Source organism: Pseudomonas sp. FFPRI_1, assembly GCF_055384485.1.
Map to the genome: position 1 here is coordinate 892,586 of NZ_AP029168.1, position 17,156 is coordinate 909,741.

Genomic DNA, 17,156 nt, shown 5'->3' on the forward strand with positions numbered 1-17,156 from the left:
GTGCCGTTTGGCACCCAACCCGAAGGGCCGCCGTCGCGGCCTGTCACCAACCGGAAGCAGCCCCTATAACCTGTGCCACGGTTGCCACGTTATGGGCCAGGTGCAACGGATTGATGGTCCCGACAATAGCACTGGCGACACCGGGCCGGTCAAACAGCAGTTCGAAGCTGGCCCGCACGGGGTCGGTGCCGGGGCTCAGGCAGGCATGGCCACTGGCGAGGGCCTTTTTCACCAGGATGCCCTTGTGGTGGGCAGCGGCATAGTCAATGACCGCCCGCTCCGCCTGTTCGTTCAGATTGTAGGTAACCATGGCGCAATCGCCTTGCTCCAGAGCCTTCAAGCCGCCATCGACGGTCTTGCCGGAAAAGCCGAAGCCGCGGATCTTGCCCTCTTGCTTGAGCTGCGCCAGGGTCTGGTAGACCTCGCACTGTTCGAGAATCGCCAGGTCGTTGCCGTCGGAGTGCACCAGCACCAGGTCGATGAAGTCGGTTTCCAGGCGTTGCAGGCTGCGCTCCACGGAGCGCCGGGTGTGGGCGGCGCTGAAATCGTGGCGGGAGACGCCGTCGCTGAACTCCTCTCCGACCTTGCTGACGATCACCCACTCCTGGCGCTGGCCCCGCAGCAGCGGCCCCAGGCGTTCTTCGCTGCGGCCATAGGCGGGGGCCGTGTCGATCAGGTTGATGCCCAGGTCGCGGGTCAACTTGAGCAGCATGCGGGCTTCCTGGTCATCCGGGATCTGGAAACCGTTGGGGTATTTCACCCCCTGGTCGCGGCCCAGCTTGACCGTACCCAGGCCCAGGGGCGAAACCATCAGGCCGGTGCTGCCGAACGGGCGATGCAGGTCGTGCAGGGTTGGCTGGCTCATGGCAGCAGTTGCTCCCAGGCCGGTTGCCCCAGGGGCGGCTTGGGCAGGGAGGGCAGGGCGTCACCGTGGAGCGGGCGGACGCCATCGCGCTCCAGCGCGCTCAACACTCGGTCGGCGAAGTCCGGGGCCAGGGCCAGTTTGGTCGGCCAGCCCACCAGCAGGCGCTCCTGTTCGGCGAGGAAGGCGTTGTCCGGGCGCGTCAGGCCCGATTGCGCGGGCTCGGCACGGTCGACGCGCAAGGTGGCCCAGCGGGCGCTGCTCAGATCGATCCAGGGCAGCAATTGGCCCAGCTCCTTCTGCGCTGCGGCGATCTGCTGCGCCGGCTCGCGGGCGACGCCTTCGGCCTCGGCGATGTCCCCGCCCACGTACCAGACCCATTGGCCATCAGCCGCGGGGTGGGTGGTGACGGTGATCCGCGGCTTTGGCCCGCCGCCCAGGCAATGGGCGTACAGCGGTTTCAGGCTCGGCCCCTTGACCAGCACCATGTGCAAGGGTCGCCGCTGCATGGCCGGCTGGCTCAGGCCCAGGGTATCGAGCAGCGCGGCATTGCCGGCGCCGGCACTGAGGACGATGCGTTGCGCACGGACTTCCCGTCCATCGACGCGCAATCCCAGCAACTGGCCATTTTCCAGCAGCGGTTCGATCTGCTGTCCGGCCAGCAGGCTGTCACCGCCCAGGTCGGCCAGGCGCTCGATCAGGCTTGGCACATCCACCACCAGTTCCGCCAGGCGATAGACCTTGCCCTTGAAGCGCTTGTCCTGCAGGGCCGGGGGCAGTTGCTCGCCCTTGACCTGATCGACCCGGCCACGCACGGCCTTGCTGGCGAAAAAGCTGGTGAGGTTGCCGGCCAGGGTGCCGGGAGACCAGAGGTAGTGGGCTTCAGACAGCAGGCGCACCCCGGACAGGTCCAGCTCGCCCGTGCCTGCCAGCGCTTCGCGCCAGCGCCGAGGCATGTCGGCGATGGCTTCCGAGGCACCGGTGAGGGCGCCATGCAGGGCGTACTTGGCGCCGCCGTGGATGATCCCCTGGGACTTCACGCTCTGCCCGCCGCCGAGGCTGGCGCTTTCCACCAGCACAGTGGAGAAGCCCTGGCGGCGCAGACGGGCATTGAGCCAGAGCCCGGCGACGCCGGCGCCGACAATCAGCACGTCAGTGGAAATAGCGGATGGCATGCAGGGACCTCGGAGAACAAATCGAAGTCGCAAGTTTCAAGCTTCAAGCCTCAAGCTGCAAGCAACAACCGGTCATCGCGTCCTCTTGCCGCTATCGGCTCAACGCTTGCAGCGGCTTTCAATGGCCTGCGGTTTTCGAGAACAGCTGGATCACCACCACGCCGAGGACGATCAGGGCCATGCCGAGCATGGCCGGGACATCCAGCTTCTGGCCGTACAGGAACAGCGCGGCGATGCTGACCATGACAATGCCCATGCCGGCCCACACGGCGTAGGCCACACCCACTGGAACCGTGCGCACCACCAGGGTCAGCATCCAGAAGGCCACGCCGTAGCCGACGATGATCAGCGCCAGGGGCAGCGGAGTGCTCAAGCCCTTGACCGCTTTCATTGAAACAGTGGCAATCACTTCCGCGCAGATGGCGATAGCCAGGTAGTAGTAAGCGTTCATGGGAGGTTCCTCGTGTCTTGGACTGCTTTCTGAGGTCGGCATTCTAGAGCTTGTTCAGATGGGGTAAAGTCATTACCTATCTGAATTGAAGATAGGTTGGCCCATGAACATGCAGTGGAACCTGGAGCAGTTGCGGCTGTTTGTCAGTGTCGCCGAGTTGCGTTCGTTTTCTGCGGTAGCCCGCCAGCAACGCAAGGCCCAGTCGGCCATCAGCAGTGCCATTGCATTGCTGGAGGAGGACCTGGGGGTGGGCCTGTTCGAGCGTAGCAGTGGTCGCCAGCCGAAACTGACCGAGGCGGGCAGTGCATTGCTCCAGGAGGCGCGGGAGATCTTGCGTCAGTGCGACCGACTCAACGGCCGGGCACTGGCCCTGATGCGCGGCCAGGAGGCGCGCCTGCGCCTGGCCCAGGACGAGGCGATGCCCTATCAGCCGGTGCTCGATGGCCTGGAAGCCCTGGCGGAACGATTTCCCAGCCTGGAAGTGCAACTGGCCAGCGGCGCCCAGGGTGATGTGGCGCGCAAGCTGGTGGAGCGCCGGGCGGACCTGGGGCTGTTGTTTCACCATGAGCAGATGCCCGAAACCCTGGAGCGTCGGGCCCTGGGCAGCGTTGAAATGGTCACTGTGTGCGGCGTAGGCCATCCGCTGGCCAGCGAAAAGCGGGTCAACCGTCAGTTGCTGGCCCTGCACCGCCAGTTGCTGATCGCTCCGCAACTGAGCGGTTATCCCGGGGGCGAGCAGGTCAGCCCCCAGGTCTGGCGGGCCGACAGCTTCTACGTCATGGCTGAATGGTTGATGCGCGGCCTGGGCTGGGCCTGGCTGCCACGGCATGTGGTGCAGTACCCGGCCTATCAGCAGCAGATGGTGGAGCTGGTCAGCGAATGGACCCCGCCGGCGCTGGTGGTAGAGCTGGTGTGGCGACGTGATGAGCCACTGGGACTGGCGGCGCGCTGGCTGGCGGAACGTTTTGCGGTGCACTTGAAGGCGATCGGCTAAAAAACCGATAAACTCCGCCGCCATGAATAGAACTCTCTACACCGCACTGTTTTACCTGGGGCTGCCGCTGGTAGCGATTCGGCTGTGGTTGCGCTCGCGCAAGGCGCCGGCCTATGCCAAGCGCATTGGTGAGCGTTTCTCCATCGGCTTGCCACCGCTGCAGAGCGGTGGCATCTGGGTGCATGCGGTGTCGGTGGGCGAAAGCATTGCCGCCGCACCGATGATCCGCGCGCTGCTGGCTCGCTACCCGGGGTTGCCGATCACGGTGACCTGCATGACGCCCACCGGCTCCGAGCGTATCCAGGCGCTGTTCGCCAATGAACCGCGGATCCAGCATTGCTACCTGCCCTATGACTTGCCTTGCGCCGCGGCGCGCTTTCTCGAGCGGGCGCGGCCCAGGCTGGCGGTGATCATGGAAACCGAGCTGTGGCCCAACCACATCGACCAATGTGCCCGCCGCGGGATCCCGGTGGCCCTGGCCAATGCCCGGTTGTCCGAGCGCTCGGCCAAAGGGTATGGGCGCTTTGCCGGCCTGACCGCACCAATGCTGGCGCAGATGAGCCTGTTCGCGGTGCAGACCGAAGCCGAGGCCGAGCGCTTCCGTCAGTTGGGGGCGCGCCCCGAGACCGTGGAAGTGACTGGTTCGATCAAGTTCGACCTGAGCATCGATCCGCTGCTGTTGGCGCGGGCCACCCAGTTGCGCGAGCAATGGCAGGCCATGGAGCGCCCGGTGTGGATTGCCGCCAGTACCCATGAAGGTGAAGACGCGGTGGTGCTCGAGGCCCACCGGCAACTGCTGAGTCAATACCCCAATGCCTTGCTGATTCTGGTGCCGCGGCATCCGGAGCGCTTCAACTCGGTATATGAGCTGTGCCAGCAGCAGGGCTTCGCCACGGTCCGCCGCTCCGCTGACGAGCCGGTGCTTGCCACCACCTCGGTCTTGCTGGGGGACACCATGGGCGAGTTGCTGTTTCTCTATGCCCTGGCCGACAGCGCCTTTGTCGGCGGCAGCCTGGTGCCCAATGGCGGCCACAACCTGCTGGAGCCGGCAGCCCTGGCCAAGCCGGTGATCAGCGGGCCGCACCTGTTCAACTTCCTGGAGATTGCCGCGATGCTGCGTGAAGCCGGGGCCTTGCAGGAAGTGGACGATGCCCAGGGACTGGCCGTGGCGGTACAGCGCCTGTTCGAACTGCCCCAGGATGCACGCAAGATGGCCGACGCCGGGCTCAAGGTGCTCAAGGCCAACCAGGGCGCCTTGCAGCGATTGCTCGACGGCCTCGATCGTCTCTTGAAGCACTGATCAGCAGCCCTCTGTAGCCGCTGGCGCAGTCTGCAAACGGCTGCAGAGCCGCCGCAAAGAGCCATGACAGCAGCGCCTTCACTATGCAAAAGGCCACCGGCAAAGGTGGCCTTTTTCATTCCCGCAATCTTCAGGGGCGAGCTTTGAGCTGCTCCTGCGCGGCCTTGGCCAGGTCCGGTGGCAGGAAGTCACGGTCCGGGTTGTAGTCGGCCTTGAGGAAGCGCGACAGGTCCTGCAGGTCCCCGGGGTTGAGGGTGCCGGCCGCCTGCTTCAGGCGCAGGTTGTCGAGGATGTAGTCGTAGCGGCTGTTGTTGTAGTTGCGCACCGAGGTGTACAGCTGGCGCTGGGCGTCGAGTACGTCGACGATATTGCGCGTGCCCACCTGGTAGCCGATTTCAGTGGCTTCCACCGCGCTCTGGTTGGAGATGATCGACTGGCGCCGGGCCTGGACCTGCTCGACATCGGTGTTCACCGCGCGGTGCAGGTTGCGGGTGTTCTCCACCACCTGGCGACGCAGGGATTCACGTTGCTGTTCGGTCTGGCTCAGGCGCGAGTAGGACTCGCGGACCTGGGAGCTGGTCAGCCCGCCGCTGTAGATCGGAATGTTCAACTGCAGGCCGATGGAGCGCTGCTCGACATCACTGCCGTAGCGCGTCAGCGGGTTGGGATTGCTGAAGCCCAGGGCGTCGTTGTCGCCTTTCTTGTATTGGGCCACGGCGTCCAGGGTCGGGGCGTGCCCGGCCTTGCGCTGCTTGAGGGTTTCCTCGGCGGCGCTGACCGCGTAGTTGCTGGCCAGCAGGTTGAGGTTCTGCCGGGCGGCGGTGTCGACCCAGGCCTTGGCGTCGTTGGGGGTTGGAGCGAGGACGGGCAGGGTATGGACGATGCCCTGGATCGAGTTGTATTCACGGTTGGTCAGGGTGATCAGGGCCTCGAAGGCATCGTCGACCTGGCGCTGGGCGACGATCCGGTTGGCCCGGGCGGTGTCGTAGCTGGCCTGGGACTGGAGCACGTCGGTCTTGTCCGAGAGGCCCACGTCGAAGCGTTCGTTGGACTGATCGAGCTGGCGCTTGAAGGCTGCTTCCTCGGCCTTGGTCGAGGCCAGGTTGTCCTGGGCACGCAAGACTGCGAAGTAGTTCTCGGCGCTCTGCAGGATCAGGTTCTGCTCGGTGGCCGAGAGTTGCAGCGAAGCCTGCTCGTTGATGTCCTTGGCGGCCTGCAACTGGAACCAGCGGTCGGCGCGGAACAGCGGCTGGGCCAGGGTGGCCTGGTAGACGTTACCGCTGCGGGTAGAGGTCATCGAGGGTTCATCGAACTTGGTGCGGGTGTTGTTCATGTCCGCGCCGGCCGACAGGTTGGGCAGCAACCCGGCGCGGGCCTGGGGTACCACTTCCTTCTGGGCGCCGTACTGGGCGCGCGCAGCGGCCAGATCGGCATTATTGTCTACCGCTTCCTGGTAGACACTGACCAGGTCGGTCTTGGTGGTCAAAGGCGCTTCTGCTGCCCATGCCATTCCATTGGACGCACAAGACACGGCAACAGCCAGTGAGAGTTTGCGCAGCATTCGGCGATCCCTAGAGTTGATATTACGGAGATAATCCAGGCGCCAAGGCTAAGGCGCGACCCACAGAGCGTCAAGGTTCGACACAGGGCAACGAGTGTAGATGCGCTGGGGGGTGGCAACAATCCTGCAATTACGCCATTCATCATGCTGATCGTACGGGGGTTGGCGTTCTGCTGCGGCTTTGTCTAGACTGGCCCGGTTCTTGTCGGGGTGCCTTGCTATGAGGCTGAGATCGGATAATCCGGATCCCGTTGAACCTGATCAGGTTAGCGCCTGCGTAGGGAACAAGATTTCTCGTCACCCGGCGAGTCCTCTTGTGCTTCGTCCGGGATGTTGTTCGACAATCGAACACCCCTCGCGTACCAAGCACTGCACTCCACTAGTTGCTTAGACAGGGTGCGTCCGTCCGTTACAGGTTCACTCCGACAAAATTCCACTGCCTGGATGCTGTCTGGAGAGCCCGTGATGACTACAAAATTAAAAAACGCTAGCAACCTCAGTGAGTCGGCCCAAGTCGACCAACAATCGGTTCAGCCCTTTACCCGCTCGCAAAAAGTCTATGTCCAGGGTTCCCGCCCGGACATCCGCGTGCCCATGCGCGAAATCACCCTGGACGTGACCCCCACCGATTTCGGCGGCGAGATCAACGCACCGGTGACCGTGTACGACACCTCGGGCCCCTACACCGATCCGAACGTGGTGATCGATGTGCGCAAGGGCCTGGGCGATGTGCGCTCGGCCTGGATCGAGGACCGCGGCGACACCGAACGCCTGGCGGGCCTGAGCTCCAATTTCGGCCAGCAGCGCCTGGCCGATCCGGAGCTGACCAAGCTGCGTTTTGCCCACGTCAACAACCCGCGCCGGGCCAAGGCCGGGGCCAACGTCAGCCAGATGCACTACGCGCGTCAGGGCATCATCACCGCCGAGATGGAATACGTTGCCATCCGCGAGAACATGAAACTGCAGGAGGCCCGCGCCGCTGGCCTGTTGAAGCAGCAACACGCCGGCCACAGTTTCGGTGCCAGCATCCCCAAGGAAATCACCCCTGAGTTCGTGCGTGAGGAAATCGCCCGTGGCCGGGCGATCATCCCGGCCAACATCAACCACGTCGAACTGGAGCCGATGATCATCGGCCGCAACTTCCTGGTGAAGATCAACGGCAACATCGGCAACAGCGCCCTGGGTTCGTCCATCGAGGAAGAAGTGGCGAAGCTGACCTGGGGCATCCGCTGGGGTTCGGACACGGTGATGGACCTGTCCACCGGCAAGCACATCCACGAAACCCGCGAATGGATCATCCGCAACTCGCCGGTGCCGATCGGCACCGTACCGATCTACCAGGCCCTGGAGAAGGTCAACGGGGTGGCCGAGGACCTGACCTGGGAACTGTTCCGCGACACCCTGATCGAGCAGGCCGAGCAAGGCGTGGACTACTTCACCATCCACGCCGGGGTGCTGCTGCGCTATGTGCCGCTGACCGCCAAGCGGGTCACCGGCATCGTGTCCCGGGGCGGCTCGATCATGGCCAAGTGGTGCCTGGCGCACCACAAGGAGAACTTCCTCTACACCCATTTCGACGAAATCTGCGAAATCATGAAGGCCTACGACGTCAGCTTCTCCCTGGGAGACGGCCTGCGTCCGGGATCGATTGCCGACGCCAACGACGAAGCCCAGTTCGGTGAACTGGAAACCCTGGGCGAGCTGACCAAGATCGCCTGGAAGCACGATGTGCAATGCATGATCGAAGGCCCCGGCCACGTGCCGATGCAGTTGATCAAGGAGAACATGGACAAGCAGCTGGAGTGCTGCGACGAGGCGCCGTTCTACACCCTCGGCCCGCTGACCACCGACATCGCTCCGGGCTACGACCACATCACTTCGGGGATCGGCGCGGCGATGATCGGCTGGTTCGGCTGCGCCATGCTCTGCTACGTCACGCCCAAGGAACACTTGGGCCTGCCGAACAAGGATGACGTGAAGACCGGGATCATCACCTACAAGATCGCCGCCCACGCCGCGGACCTCGCCAAAGGCCACCCTGGCGCGCAGATCCGCGACAACGCCCTGTCCAAGGCGCGTTTCGAGTTCCGCTGGGAAGACCAGTTCAACCTCGGCCTGGACCCGGACACCGCCCGTTCGTACCACGACGAGACCCTGCCCAAGGACTCGGCCAAGGTCGCGCATTTCTGCTCCATGTGCGGGCCGAAGTTCTGCTCGATGAAGATCACCCAGGAAGTGCGTGAGTACGCGGCCAACCAGCGCATCGAAGCGGTGGATGTGGACGTCGCCAAGGGACTGGCGGAACAGGCCGAGCGCTTCAAGCAGGAAGGCAGCCAGCTGTACAAGAAAGTCTGACCCCCCCTGTAGGAGCGGGCTTGCCCGCGAACCAGGCGCCGCGCCCTCACCGGTGCGACGCCTTCGCCGGCAAGCCGGCTCCTACAAGGCCCCATTTCTTCGAGAGATCAACATTGAGCACTTCAACCAGTACCTACTCTCCCGAACTCGCGGTGCCGGCCGACAAGCGCGTATTCGGTGCGCGCGATCTGTTTTCCCTGTGGTTCTCCCTCGGTATCGGCCTGATGGTGCTGCAGACCGGCGCCTTGCTGGCGCCGGGCCTGGGGCTGGCCCATTCGCTGCTGGCGATCCTGCTCGGCACGGCGGTTGGCGTTCTGCTGCTGGCGGCGGTGGGGGTGATCGGCAGCGACACCGGCCTGTCGTCCATGGCCGCCCTCAAGCTCAGCCTGGGGCAGCGCGGCGCCAGCCTGCCGGCATTGCTCAACCTGCTGCAGTTGGTGGGCTGGGGCTCGTTCGAGATCATCGTCATGCGCGATGCAGCGAGCCTGCTGGGCACCCGGGCCTTCAGCGAGGGCAGCCTGTGGGCCAACCCGCTGCTCTGGACCCTGTTTTTCGGTGCCCTGGCCACCTTGCTGGCGGTCAGCGGGCCCCTGACTTTCGTGCGTCAGATCCTGCGCAAGTGGGGCATCTGGCTGTTGTTGGCGGCATGCCTGTGGCTGACCTGGAACCTCTTCGCCCGGGCCGACCTGGCGGCGCTCTGGGCCCAGGCCGGGGATGGCTCGATGCCGTTCGCCGTGGGTTTTGATATCGCCATCGCCATGCCTTTGTCCTGGTTGCCGCTGATCGCCGACTACTCGCGGTTCGGCAAGCGTGCCAAGAGCGTGTTCGGCGGCACGGCCCTGGGCTTTTTCATCGGCAATTTCTGGTTGATGAGCCTGGGCGTCGCCTACACCCTGGCGTTCGCTCCCAGTGGTGAAGTCAATGCCTTGCTGCTGGCGCTGGCCGGGGCCGGGCTGGGGATTCCGCTGCTGCTGATCCTGCTGGACGAGTCGGAGAATGCCTTTGCCGATATCCATTCGGCGGCGGTCTCCAGCGGCATCCTGCTGCGTCTGAAGGTCGAGCACCTGGCCTTGGCCATCGGCGTGCTCTGCACCCTGATCGCCTGCCTGGCGCCGTTGGCCCAGTACCAGAACTTCCTGTTGCTGATCGGCTCGGTATTCGCGCCGTTGTTTGGCGTGGTGCTGGTGGATCACTTCATCCTGCGTCGGCGCTTGGGGCAGAACTCGGTGTCGGCCTTGCGCTGGCCGGCGCTGCTGGCCTGGCTGGGTGGGGTGAGCACCTATCATCTGCTGGCCAATCTGTACCCGGATATCGGTGCAACCCTGCCGTCACTGGTGCTGGCAGGGCTGCTGCAATGGCTGCTGGGCCGGGCGTTCAGTTACCGCCAGGAAACAGCTCGGGCTTGAGTACGCCCTTGAGGCGGTCGTAGGGGATCTGCAGCTCGACGTGGCCTAGCACCGAGGGGGCGATGGTGGTGACGTCGTACTTGAGGGTCACGGCGTTGCGGGTCAGCGCCACGTTCTGGGTCTTCTGGAAGGGCCAGGTCTTCACGAATTCGGCCTCGCGATCCAGGTGGGTGCTGATCAGCCAGTTGTTGTGGGCGACCCGTGCGGCCTTCCAGAACATGTCTTCCTGGCCGGGCAGCAGCATGTCTGACAGGTTCAGGGCCTTGTGCTGCTGACGCGAATAGTTGACGAAGCCGCGGCCCGGGGTGCCGTTGGCGGCGCCGGTGTCCAGGTAGCTGGCCAGTTCGATGATCACCAGGCCGTCATGCTGCTCGCGTAGCTTGGATTGCAGGTACATGCCGTGGCGGTCCGGCGCGCTGCGCAGAAACTGCTCGCGGTAGGCCGCCAGGCTGGCCGGCAGCGCTGCATCAGGGCTGGTGCGAGTCATTTGCAGCAGGCGCTTTTCGACGATGGCATCCAGTTGCGGCTCGGCAGGGAAGTGCACGGTGTCGAGGTTGACCAGCGGGCATTCGGCGCCGCTGCAGCCGGGCTTGAGTTGCTCGGACTTGTCCCGGGTGGTTTCCAGCGGGGTCATGTAGCTGGGTTGAAACAGGCTTTGGCAGGCGCCCAGGGTCAGGGCGATACAGGCCACGGAGGCGATTTTGACAAGCGACATGGGCGTCCTTCATAAACCAGGGGGAGGCAAAAGTTACCGGCTTCGACTGCCTGCGGGGCAGTCGGTTCGCCACTAAGCTCAATGGAGGCAATTAGAGTAGGTTTCGCCCCCCGCCGTCTATCCCGCTGAGGGTAAAGGGGCTGCATGATCCACCGCGAGCACGTTAGGATGGCGCGAAGTCGAGGGGGATCCTCGGGTCGAATACGTTGTACACGAGGATTGTTATGACTGACTTTGCCAACTCCACGCCGAGTGCCGTCGAGATCATCCAGCGCGAAAACTGCTTTCAGGGTTTCTACCGGCTCGATCGCCTGCAACTGCGTCATGAGCTGTTTGCCGGTGGCATGGGGCGTGAAATCAATCGTGAAGTCTTTGTTCGTCACGATGCGGTCTGCGTACTGCCGTACGACCCGCAACGCGATGAGGTGGTGCTGATCGAGCAGTTTCGCGTTGGCGCCATGGGCAAGACGGCTTCACCCTGGCTGGTGGAACTGGTGGCCGGGCTGATCGACAAGGACGAGCAGCCGGAAGAAGTTGCCCGCCGCGAGGCACAGGAGGAAGCTGGCCTGGACATCGCGGCGCTGTGGCCGATGACCCAGTACTTCCCGTCGCCCGGAGGCAGCACCGAGTTCGTCCACCTGTACCTGGGACGGTGCGACAGCAGCGCTGCCGGCGGGCTGCACGGGCTGGAAGAGGAGGCGGAAGATATCCGGGTTTCAGTGATGGCCTACGAGGATGCCTTGCAGGCTGTGCGTGATGGTCGGATTTGCAATGCGGCAAGCATCATTGCCTTGCAGTGGCTGGCGCTCAATCGCGCTGAAGTGAGGGGGTTATGGTCGTAAACAAGGTACGCGACCGCTATCGGGTGGATCTCGCGGGGCTGCAAGCTTCCTGCGAGGCCAACTACGCCCGGTTGATGCGTCTGCTGCCCGACATGCGCAACCAGCCCGTGGCGCGTCGGGTCGCGGTGACCCAGGGTGACCAGATGCTCGGTGTGCTGGCCCTGGAAGTGGTGCTGGCCTGCCCGTACACCACCACCTTGCAGGTGCGCCAGGAACACAGCCTGCCGTGGCTGCCGGTGCCGCAGCTGGAAGTGCAGGTCTATCACGATGCGCGCATGGCGGAGGTGGTGAGTGCCGAACATGCCCGGCGTTTTCGCAGCATCTATCCCTATCCCAACGCCTTCATGCATCAGCCGGATGAAAAGGCCCAGCTCAATGTCTTCCTGGGAGAGTGGCTGAGTCACTGCCTGGCCTGCGGGCATGAGTTCGAAGCCGTGCGATAGATGTGAACTGGGTCCGCTTCCCAGGTTTCCTCTTTGTTGTTTCCCCCAGCATAATTGCCCCATTCTTCATGCCTTGTGACTCTGCCCCGGGAGAAACGCCGTGCCAAGCGTATCCGCTCTGACCGCCGACGACTCCGTGTTGCTGGTACAGCTGTCCGACAGCCATCTGTTTGCCGAAGCGGACGCTGCACTGCTGGGCATGAATACCGGCGACAGCCTGCAGCGGGTGATCGAGCTGGTGCTGGCGCAGCAACCACGGATCGACTTGATGCTGGCCACCGGCGACCTGTCCCAGGACGGTTCGCTGGAGTCCTATCAGCGTTTTCGCCAGTTGACCCGGCAGATCCCGGCCCCGGGCCGTTGGTTGCCTGGCAACCACGACGAGCCGCAAGTCATGCAGCAGGCCACGCGGGACAGTGATTTGCTGGAACCGGTGGTGGATATCGGCAACTGGCGCATCACCCTGCTGGATTCGGCGGTGCCTGGCTCGGTGCCCGGGTATCTGCAGGATGATCAACTGCAATTGCTGGCCCGCTCACTGCGCGAAGCCCCAGAGCGGCATCACCTGATCTGCCTGCACCATCACCCGGTGTCCATCGATTGCGCCTGGATGGAACCCATCGGTCTGCGCAACGCCGAGGCGTTGTTTGCCGTGATCGAGGGGTTTGCACAGGTCCGGGCAGTGCTCTGGGGGCATGTGCACCAGGAGATCGATCGCCTGCGTGGCGATGTGCGGCTGTTGGCCTCACCCTCTACCTGCATCCAGTTCGAGCCCCTGAGCGACGATTTCAAGGTTCAGGAGCTTGCGCCAGGCTATCGCTGGCTGCGGCTGTTGCCCGATGGACGGTTGGAAACCGGCGTGCAGCGGGTCGAGGGCTACGCCTTTACCGTCGACTACGGCAGCAACGGTTACTGAACCGGCTTCGTTACCCGCCTTCATCCCTGTAAACTGCGGCTTTTGCCCAGGCCCAATGCACAGGGAGTTCGCATGTCCGGTTCGATCCTCTATATCCATGGCTTCAACAGTGCTCCCGCGTCGATCAAGGCCACCCAGCTGCGCAGCGTCATGGAGCAGCTCGGCCTGGCCGGGCAATTGCGGGTGCCGGCCCTGCACCATCACCCGCGTCAGGCCATTGGCCAGCTGGAACAGGCGATTGCCGAGCTTGGTCGACCATTGCTGGTCGGCAGCTCGCTCGGCGGCTACTATGCGACTCACCTTGCCGAGCGCTACGGCCTGAAAGCCCTGCTGGTCAACCCAGCTGTCAGCCCGCACCGGATGTTCGACGGTTATCTGGGCACACAGAAGAACCTGTACACCGATGAGACCTGGGAGCTGACCCACGACCATGTCGCGGCCCTGGCGGCGCTGGAAGTCGCGCCGCCCCAGGACCCCGAGCGTTATCAGGTGTGGTTGCAGACAGGGGACGAGACGCTGGATTATCGCAGCGCGCAAACGTATTACCGTGCCTGCGCCTTGCGCATCCAGGCCGGCGGCGATCATAGTTTCCAAGGTTTTGCCGGACAATTGCCGGCGATGTTGAATTTTGCCGGCATCACTGCCGATCAGTACCAGGCGATCGACTTCACAGCACTGTGAGCCTTCGCCCCATATTCATTGAACGACTAACGACGAGAACCCATGGCCACTCCCAGCGCTAGCTCTTATAACGCAGACGCCATCGAAGTCCTCTCGGGACTCGACCCGGTGCGCAAACGCCCGGGCATGTATACCGACACCACGCGGCCCAACCACCTGGCCCAGGAAGTCATCGACAACAGTGTCGACGAAGCCCTGGCCGGCCATGCGAAGTCGATACAGGTCATCCTGCACGCCGACCATTCCCTGGAAGTCTCCGATGACGGCCGCGGCATGCCCGTGGACATCCACCCGGAAGAGGGCGTGTCCGGGATCGAGCTGATCCTCACCAAGCTCCATGCGGGGGGCAAGTTCTCCAACAAGAACTACCAGTTCTCCGGCGGTCTGCACGGGGTGGGTATTTCCGTGGTCAACGCCCTGTCGAACCAGGTGCGGGTGCGGGTCAAGCGCGACGGCAACGAATACCAGATGACCTTCGCCGACGGCTACAAGGCCACCGAGCTGGAAGTGGTCGGCACCGTGGGCAAGCGCAACACCGGCACCAGTGTGTTCTTTGCGCCGGACCCGAAATACTTCGATTCGCCGAAATTTTCCGTCAGCCGCCTCAAGCACGTGCTCAAGGCCAAGGCTGTGCTGTGCCCGGGGCTGCTGGTCAGCTTCGAAGACAAGTCCAGCGGCGAGAAGGTCGAATGGCACTACGAAGACGGCCTGCGCTCCTACCTGGTGGATGCGGTCAGCGAATTCGAGCGCCTGCCGGACGAGCCGTTCTGCGGCAGCCTGGCGGGTAACAAGGAAGCGGTGGACTGGGCCCTGCTGTGGCTGCCCGAAGGTGGCGACAGCGTCCAGGAAAGCTACGTCAACCTGATCCCCACGGCCCAGGGCGGCACCCACGTCAACGGTTTGCGCCAGGGCTTGCTGGACGCCATGCGCGAGTTCTGCGAGTTCCGCAACCTGCTGCCCCGCGGCCTCAAGCTGGCCCCGGAAGACGTCTGGGAGCGCATCGCCTTTGTCCTGTCGATGAAGATGCAGGACGCGCAATTCTCCGGCCAGACCAAGGAACGCCTGTCGTCCCGCGAGGCCGCGGCCTTCGTTTCCGGCGTGGTCAAGGACGCCTTCAGCCTGTGGCTCAACGCCAACCCCGAGCTGGGCATGCAACTGGCGGAGCTGGCCATCAGCAACGCCGGTCGTCGCCTGAAGGCCAGCAAGAAAGTCGAGCGCAAGCGCATTACCCAGGGCCCGGCGCTGCCGGGCAAGCTGGCGGATTGCGCCGGCCAGGACCCGATGCGCTCCGAGCTGTTCCTGGTGGAGGGTGACTCCGCCGGCGGTTCGGCCAAGCAGGCACGAGACAAGGAATTCCAGGCGATCCTGCCGTTGCGCGGCAAGATCCTCAACACCTGGGAAGTGGACGGCAGCGAAGTCCTGGCCAGCCAGGAAGTGCACAACATCGCTGTGGCCATCGGGGTCGATCCGGGCGCCGAGGACATGAGCCAACTGCGCTACGGCAAGATCTGCATCCTCGCCGACGCCGACTCCGACGGCCTGCACATCGCCACCTTGCTCTGTGCCCTGTTCGTCCAGCATTTCCGCCCGCTGGTGGATGCCGGGCACGTTTACGTGGCCATGCCGCCGCTGTACCGCATCGACCTGGGCAAGGAAATCTACTACGCCCTCGACGAGGCCGAGCGCGATGGCATTCTCGATCGCCTGGTGGCCGAGAAGAAGCGTGGTAAGCCGCAAGTCACCCGATTCAAGGGCCTGGGTGAAATGAACCCGCCGCAACTGCGCGAAACCACCATGGACCCGAACACCCGGCGTCTGGTGCAGTTGACCCTCGGCGAGGACTTTGCCGCGACTTCGGAAATGATGGACATGCTGCTGGCGAAGAAACGCGCCGGTGATCGCAAGTCCTGGCTGGAGTCCAAGGGCAACCTGGCCGAGGTGTTGGCCTGATGCACAGAGGTTTTGCCCTGGCTCTAGCGCTATTGGCAACCTCGGTGGTGGCCGCGCCGATGCCCGAACTGAGCTTGTTGTCCGAGCATCCCGTTGAGGGCATGCGCGGCGGCAATCTGTCCGGGCTGGCGCTCTGTGGCCAGGATTTGTGGACGGTCTCCGACCGCGATGACGATCAAATCTACAAGCTCGATACCCGCGACAGCGTCTGGCAGGCCGAGACCGTCAAGCTGGAAGTGCCTGCGGTGCCCGACAGCGGCTTGCCCTGGGGGTTGAAGTCGCGGACCTGGGCGGCGTCCTTCGTGCGCGGTGGCGATCTGGATTTCGAGGGCATCTCCTGCGATGCCGCCGGCAACAAGTACCTGGTCAGCGAAGCTCATGCCGCGGTGTTGCAAGTGCCGGCGCAAGGCGCTCCGGCCTGGTTGAAGATCTCGCCGATCATGGTTCGCGAGGCTCGGGCCAGTGGCATGCTCCTGCACTTCAATGCCTTGTTCGAGGGCCTGGCGGTGAACCCCGCCGGCGACCGGATCTGGCTGGCGGCGGAGCGCGAGCGGCGCGGGCTGTTGTTGATCAAGCGCGGGCAGACCACCTGGGATTGCGATGGCGGTTGCGTGCTGCTCAGCGAAGCCGGTTCGGAAATGCAGCCAGCACAGGTGCCCGACGCCAAGGCGGTGTCCCGGGATTTTGCCGACCTGTCACTGTTTGACGGCAAGCTGTTCACCCTGGAGCGCAACGCCTACCAGATCTGTCGCCGGGATGCGCTGAGCGCCAAGGTCGAGCAGTGCTGGTCGTTTGCTGCCCAGGCGCTGGTGGCGCATCGACGTTATCCACAGCCCTACGGGCTGACGGAAGCCCTGGTGGTAGACGCCAAGGGGGCCTGGATCGGTGTGGACAACAACAACGGCGCCCGCGCCGATGGCGAGGCACGCCCCATCGTCTGGCGCTTTGCCGCTCCTGAAGGTGGCTGGAGTAGCAAGCCATGAGCCAGCAACCGGGCAAGAGTGCCGGGCGAGTGATGCTGATCATGGCCTGGGCCGCGGCGCTGTTCCTGGCCACGCGTTTTTTCGCCGATTGGGAAGCTCGTCAGGAAAATCCCAACACCGTCGTCAGTTCGCAACAACATGAGGGTTACATCGAAGTGCAACTGGTCGGCAACAGCCAGGGGCATTTCGTCGCCAGCGGCCATATCAACGGCCAGCCGGTGCAGTTCATGCTCGATACCGGTGCTACCGAGGTATCGATTCCTTCCGGGCTGGCCGAGCGCCTGGGCCTGGAACGCGGGGTGCCGGTCACCCTGAGTACCGCCAACGGGCGCAGCGAGGGTTACCGGACCCGCATCGACCGTCTGCAACTGGGGGACATTGTCCTGCGGGATGTCCGGGCCCTGGTGGCTCCGGGGCTCGATGGCGAGCAGGTCTTGCTGGGCATGAGCGCTTTGAAGAAACTTGAATTCACTCAGCGTGGCGGCACCATGCTGCTGCGCCAGACCACGAACCAATGAGGCC

General features: G+C 64.0%; 16 protein-coding genes and 1 riboswitch. Of the genes, 11 read left to right on the forward strand and 5 right to left on the reverse strand.

From position 1 onward, the window contains the following. Positions 1 to 43: 43 nt before the first annotated feature. The 3 genes from ACZ5BO_RS03945 to ACZ5BO_RS03955 form a co-directional block, all read right to left on the reverse strand. Positions 44 to 865 carry an aldo/keto reductase gene (locus ACZ5BO_RS03945; protein WP_025130435.1) on the reverse strand — a complete coding sequence of 274 codons (822 nt, stop codon included), beginning with the start codon at positions 863 to 865 and terminating at the stop codon, positions 44 to 46. Next, positions 862 to 2,037: an NAD(P)/FAD-dependent oxidoreductase gene (locus tag ACZ5BO_RS03950; RefSeq protein WP_025130436.1), complete on the reverse strand. Its 1,176-nt coding sequence runs from the start codon at positions 2,035 to 2,037 to the stop codon at positions 862 to 864. The genes ACZ5BO_RS03945 and ACZ5BO_RS03950 overlap by 4 nt, the downstream gene beginning before the upstream one ends. Positions 2,038 to 2,155: 118 nt before the next feature. Continuing rightward, the gene (locus tag ACZ5BO_RS03955; protein ID WP_025130437.1) at positions 2,156 to 2,488 is read right to left on the reverse strand and encodes a DMT family transporter; all 333 of its coding nucleotides are present in this window, start codon (positions 2,486 to 2,488) and stop codon (positions 2,156 to 2,158) included. Positions 2,489 to 2,597: 109 nt separating this feature from the next. On the opposite strand from ACZ5BO_RS03955, the gene ACZ5BO_RS03960 reads away from it, so the two are divergent. Together ACZ5BO_RS03960 and waaA are read left to right on the forward strand one after the other, a co-directional pair. After that, on the forward strand, positions 2,598 to 3,482 hold the full coding sequence (locus ACZ5BO_RS03960) for a LysR family transcriptional regulator (protein ID WP_177330306.1): 885 nt from the start codon (positions 2,598 to 2,600) through the stop codon (positions 3,480 to 3,482). A 22-nt stretch (positions 3,483 to 3,504) separates the two neighbouring features. Further along, complete coding sequence (gene waaA / locus ACZ5BO_RS03965; protein ID WP_464698352.1) at positions 3,505 to 4,782, forward strand: lipid IV(A) 3-deoxy-D-manno-octulosonic acid transferase; 1,278 nt, start codon at positions 3,505 to 3,507, stop codon at positions 4,780 to 4,782. Positions 4,783 to 4,912: 130 nt separating this feature from the next. Here the strand turns inward: waaA and ACZ5BO_RS03970 are convergent, their stop codons facing one another. Beyond that, on the reverse strand, positions 4,913 to 6,343 hold the full coding sequence (locus ACZ5BO_RS03970) for a TolC family outer membrane protein (RefSeq protein ID WP_025130440.1): 1,431 nt from the start codon (positions 6,341 to 6,343) through the stop codon (positions 4,913 to 4,915). A 196-nt stretch (positions 6,344 to 6,539) separates the two neighbouring features. Then, a riboswitch (TPP riboswitch) is annotated at positions 6,540 to 6,644 on the forward strand. Between the two features lie 164 nt (positions 6,645 to 6,808). On the opposite strand from ACZ5BO_RS03970, the gene thiC reads away from it, so the two are divergent. Both thiC and cytX read left to right on the forward strand, forming a co-directional pair. Next, the gene (gene thiC, locus ACZ5BO_RS03975) at positions 6,809 to 8,698 is read left to right on the forward strand and encodes a phosphomethylpyrimidine synthase ThiC (RefSeq protein WP_025130441.1); all 1,890 of its coding nucleotides are present in this window, start codon (positions 6,809 to 6,811) and stop codon (positions 8,696 to 8,698) included. A 113-nt stretch (positions 8,699 to 8,811) separates the two neighbouring features. After that, entirely contained in the window at positions 8,812 to 10,104 is a 1,293-nt protein-coding gene (gene cytX / locus ACZ5BO_RS03980; RefSeq protein WP_025130442.1) for a putative hydroxymethylpyrimidine transporter CytX, read from the forward strand. On the opposite strand, the gene ACZ5BO_RS03985 is transcribed toward cytX, so the two are convergent. Next, complete coding sequence (locus ACZ5BO_RS03985) at positions 10,073 to 10,819, reverse strand: RsiV family protein (RefSeq protein WP_025130443.1); 747 nt, start codon at positions 10,817 to 10,819, stop codon at positions 10,073 to 10,075. The two genes, cytX and ACZ5BO_RS03985, sit on opposite strands and share 32 nt — an antisense overlap. A 224-nt stretch (positions 10,820 to 11,043) precedes the next feature. Between ACZ5BO_RS03985 and ACZ5BO_RS03990 the strand changes: the two genes are divergently transcribed. The 7 genes from ACZ5BO_RS03990 (at position 11,044) to ACZ5BO_RS04020 (ending at position 17,152) form a co-directional block, all read left to right on the forward strand. Then, on the forward strand, positions 11,044 to 11,661 hold the full coding sequence (locus ACZ5BO_RS03990) for an NUDIX domain-containing protein (RefSeq protein ID WP_464698356.1): 618 nt from the start codon (positions 11,044 to 11,046) through the stop codon (positions 11,659 to 11,661). Beyond that, a complete protein-coding gene (locus ACZ5BO_RS03995; RefSeq protein ID WP_025130445.1) occupies positions 11,652 to 12,104 on the forward strand; it encodes a DUF1249 domain-containing protein in 453 nt (150 codons plus the stop codon). Before ACZ5BO_RS03990 ends, ACZ5BO_RS03995 begins: the two co-directional genes overlap by 10 nt. Before the next feature lie 100 nt (positions 12,105 to 12,204). Then, a complete protein-coding gene (gene cpdA / locus ACZ5BO_RS04000; RefSeq protein WP_464698358.1) occupies positions 12,205 to 13,020 on the forward strand; it encodes a 3',5'-cyclic-AMP phosphodiesterase in 816 nt (271 codons plus the stop codon). A 72-nt stretch (positions 13,021 to 13,092) separates the two neighbouring features. Beyond that, complete coding sequence (locus tag ACZ5BO_RS04005; protein WP_464698360.1) at positions 13,093 to 13,701, forward strand: YqiA/YcfP family alpha/beta fold hydrolase; 609 nt, start codon at positions 13,093 to 13,095, stop codon at positions 13,699 to 13,701. Between the two features lie 42 nt (positions 13,702 to 13,743). Beyond that, positions 13,744 to 15,651: a DNA topoisomerase IV subunit B gene (gene parE, locus ACZ5BO_RS04010; protein ID WP_025130448.1), complete on the forward strand. Its 1,908-nt coding sequence runs from the start codon at positions 13,744 to 13,746 to the stop codon at positions 15,649 to 15,651. Further along, positions 15,651 to 16,634 (forward strand): esterase-like activity of phytase family protein, encoded by a 984-nt coding sequence (locus ACZ5BO_RS04015; RefSeq protein WP_025130449.1) that lies wholly within the window; start codon positions 15,651 to 15,653, stop codon positions 16,632 to 16,634. Before parE ends, ACZ5BO_RS04015 begins: the two co-directional genes overlap by 1 nt. After that, complete coding sequence (locus tag ACZ5BO_RS04020) at positions 16,631 to 17,152, forward strand: retropepsin-like aspartic protease family protein (RefSeq protein ID WP_025130450.1); 522 nt, start codon at positions 16,631 to 16,633, stop codon at positions 17,150 to 17,152. Before ACZ5BO_RS04015 ends, ACZ5BO_RS04020 begins: the two co-directional genes overlap by 4 nt. The last annotated feature ends 4 nt before the right edge of the window (positions 17,153 to 17,156 follow it).

Bases quoted from the DNA above. Each gene is read 5' to 3' on its own strand.
- ACZ5BO_RS03960 (WP_177330306.1), top strand. From the start codon at position 2,598: ATGCAGTGGAACCTGGAGCAGTTGCGGCTGTTTGTCAGTGTCGCCGAG.
- thiC (WP_025130441.1), top strand. From the start codon at position 6,809: ATGACTACAAAATTAAAAAACGCTAGCAACCTCAGTGAGTCGGCCCAA.
- ACZ5BO_RS04015 (WP_025130449.1), top strand. From the start codon at position 15,651: ATGCACAGAGGTTTTGCCCTGGCTCTAGCGCTATTGGCAACCTCGGTG.
- waaA (WP_464698352.1), top strand. From the start codon at position 3,505: ATGAATAGAACTCTCTACACCGCACTGTTTTACCTGGGGCTGCCGCTG.
- ACZ5BO_RS03970 (WP_025130440.1), bottom strand. From the start codon at position 6,343: ATGCTGCGCAAACTCTCACTGGCTGTTGCCGTGTCTTGTGCGTCCAAT.
- ACZ5BO_RS03995 (WP_025130445.1), top strand. From the start codon at position 11,652: ATGGTCGTAAACAAGGTACGCGACCGCTATCGGGTGGATCTCGCGGGG.
- ACZ5BO_RS03950 (WP_025130436.1), bottom strand. From the start codon at position 2,037: ATGCCATCCGCTATTTCCACTGACGTGCTGATTGTCGGCGCCGGCGTC.
- ACZ5BO_RS04020 (WP_025130450.1), top strand. From the start codon at position 16,631: ATGAGCCAGCAACCGGGCAAGAGTGCCGGGCGAGTGATGCTGATCATG.
- ACZ5BO_RS03945 (WP_025130435.1), bottom strand. From the start codon at position 865: ATGAGCCAGCCAACCCTGCACGACCTGCATCGCCCGTTCGGCAGCACC.
- parE (WP_025130448.1), top strand. From the start codon at position 13,744: ATGGCCACTCCCAGCGCTAGCTCTTATAACGCAGACGCCATCGAAGTC.
- ACZ5BO_RS04005 (WP_464698360.1), top strand. From the start codon at position 13,093: ATGTCCGGTTCGATCCTCTATATCCATGGCTTCAACAGTGCTCCCGCG.
- ACZ5BO_RS03990 (WP_464698356.1), top strand. From the start codon at position 11,044: ATGACTGACTTTGCCAACTCCACGCCGAGTGCCGTCGAGATCATCCAG.
- ACZ5BO_RS03985 (WP_025130443.1), bottom strand. From the start codon at position 10,819: ATGTCGCTTGTCAAAATCGCCTCCGTGGCCTGTATCGCCCTGACCCTG.
- ACZ5BO_RS03955 (WP_025130437.1), bottom strand. From the start codon at position 2,488: ATGAACGCTTACTACTACCTGGCTATCGCCATCTGCGCGGAAGTGATT.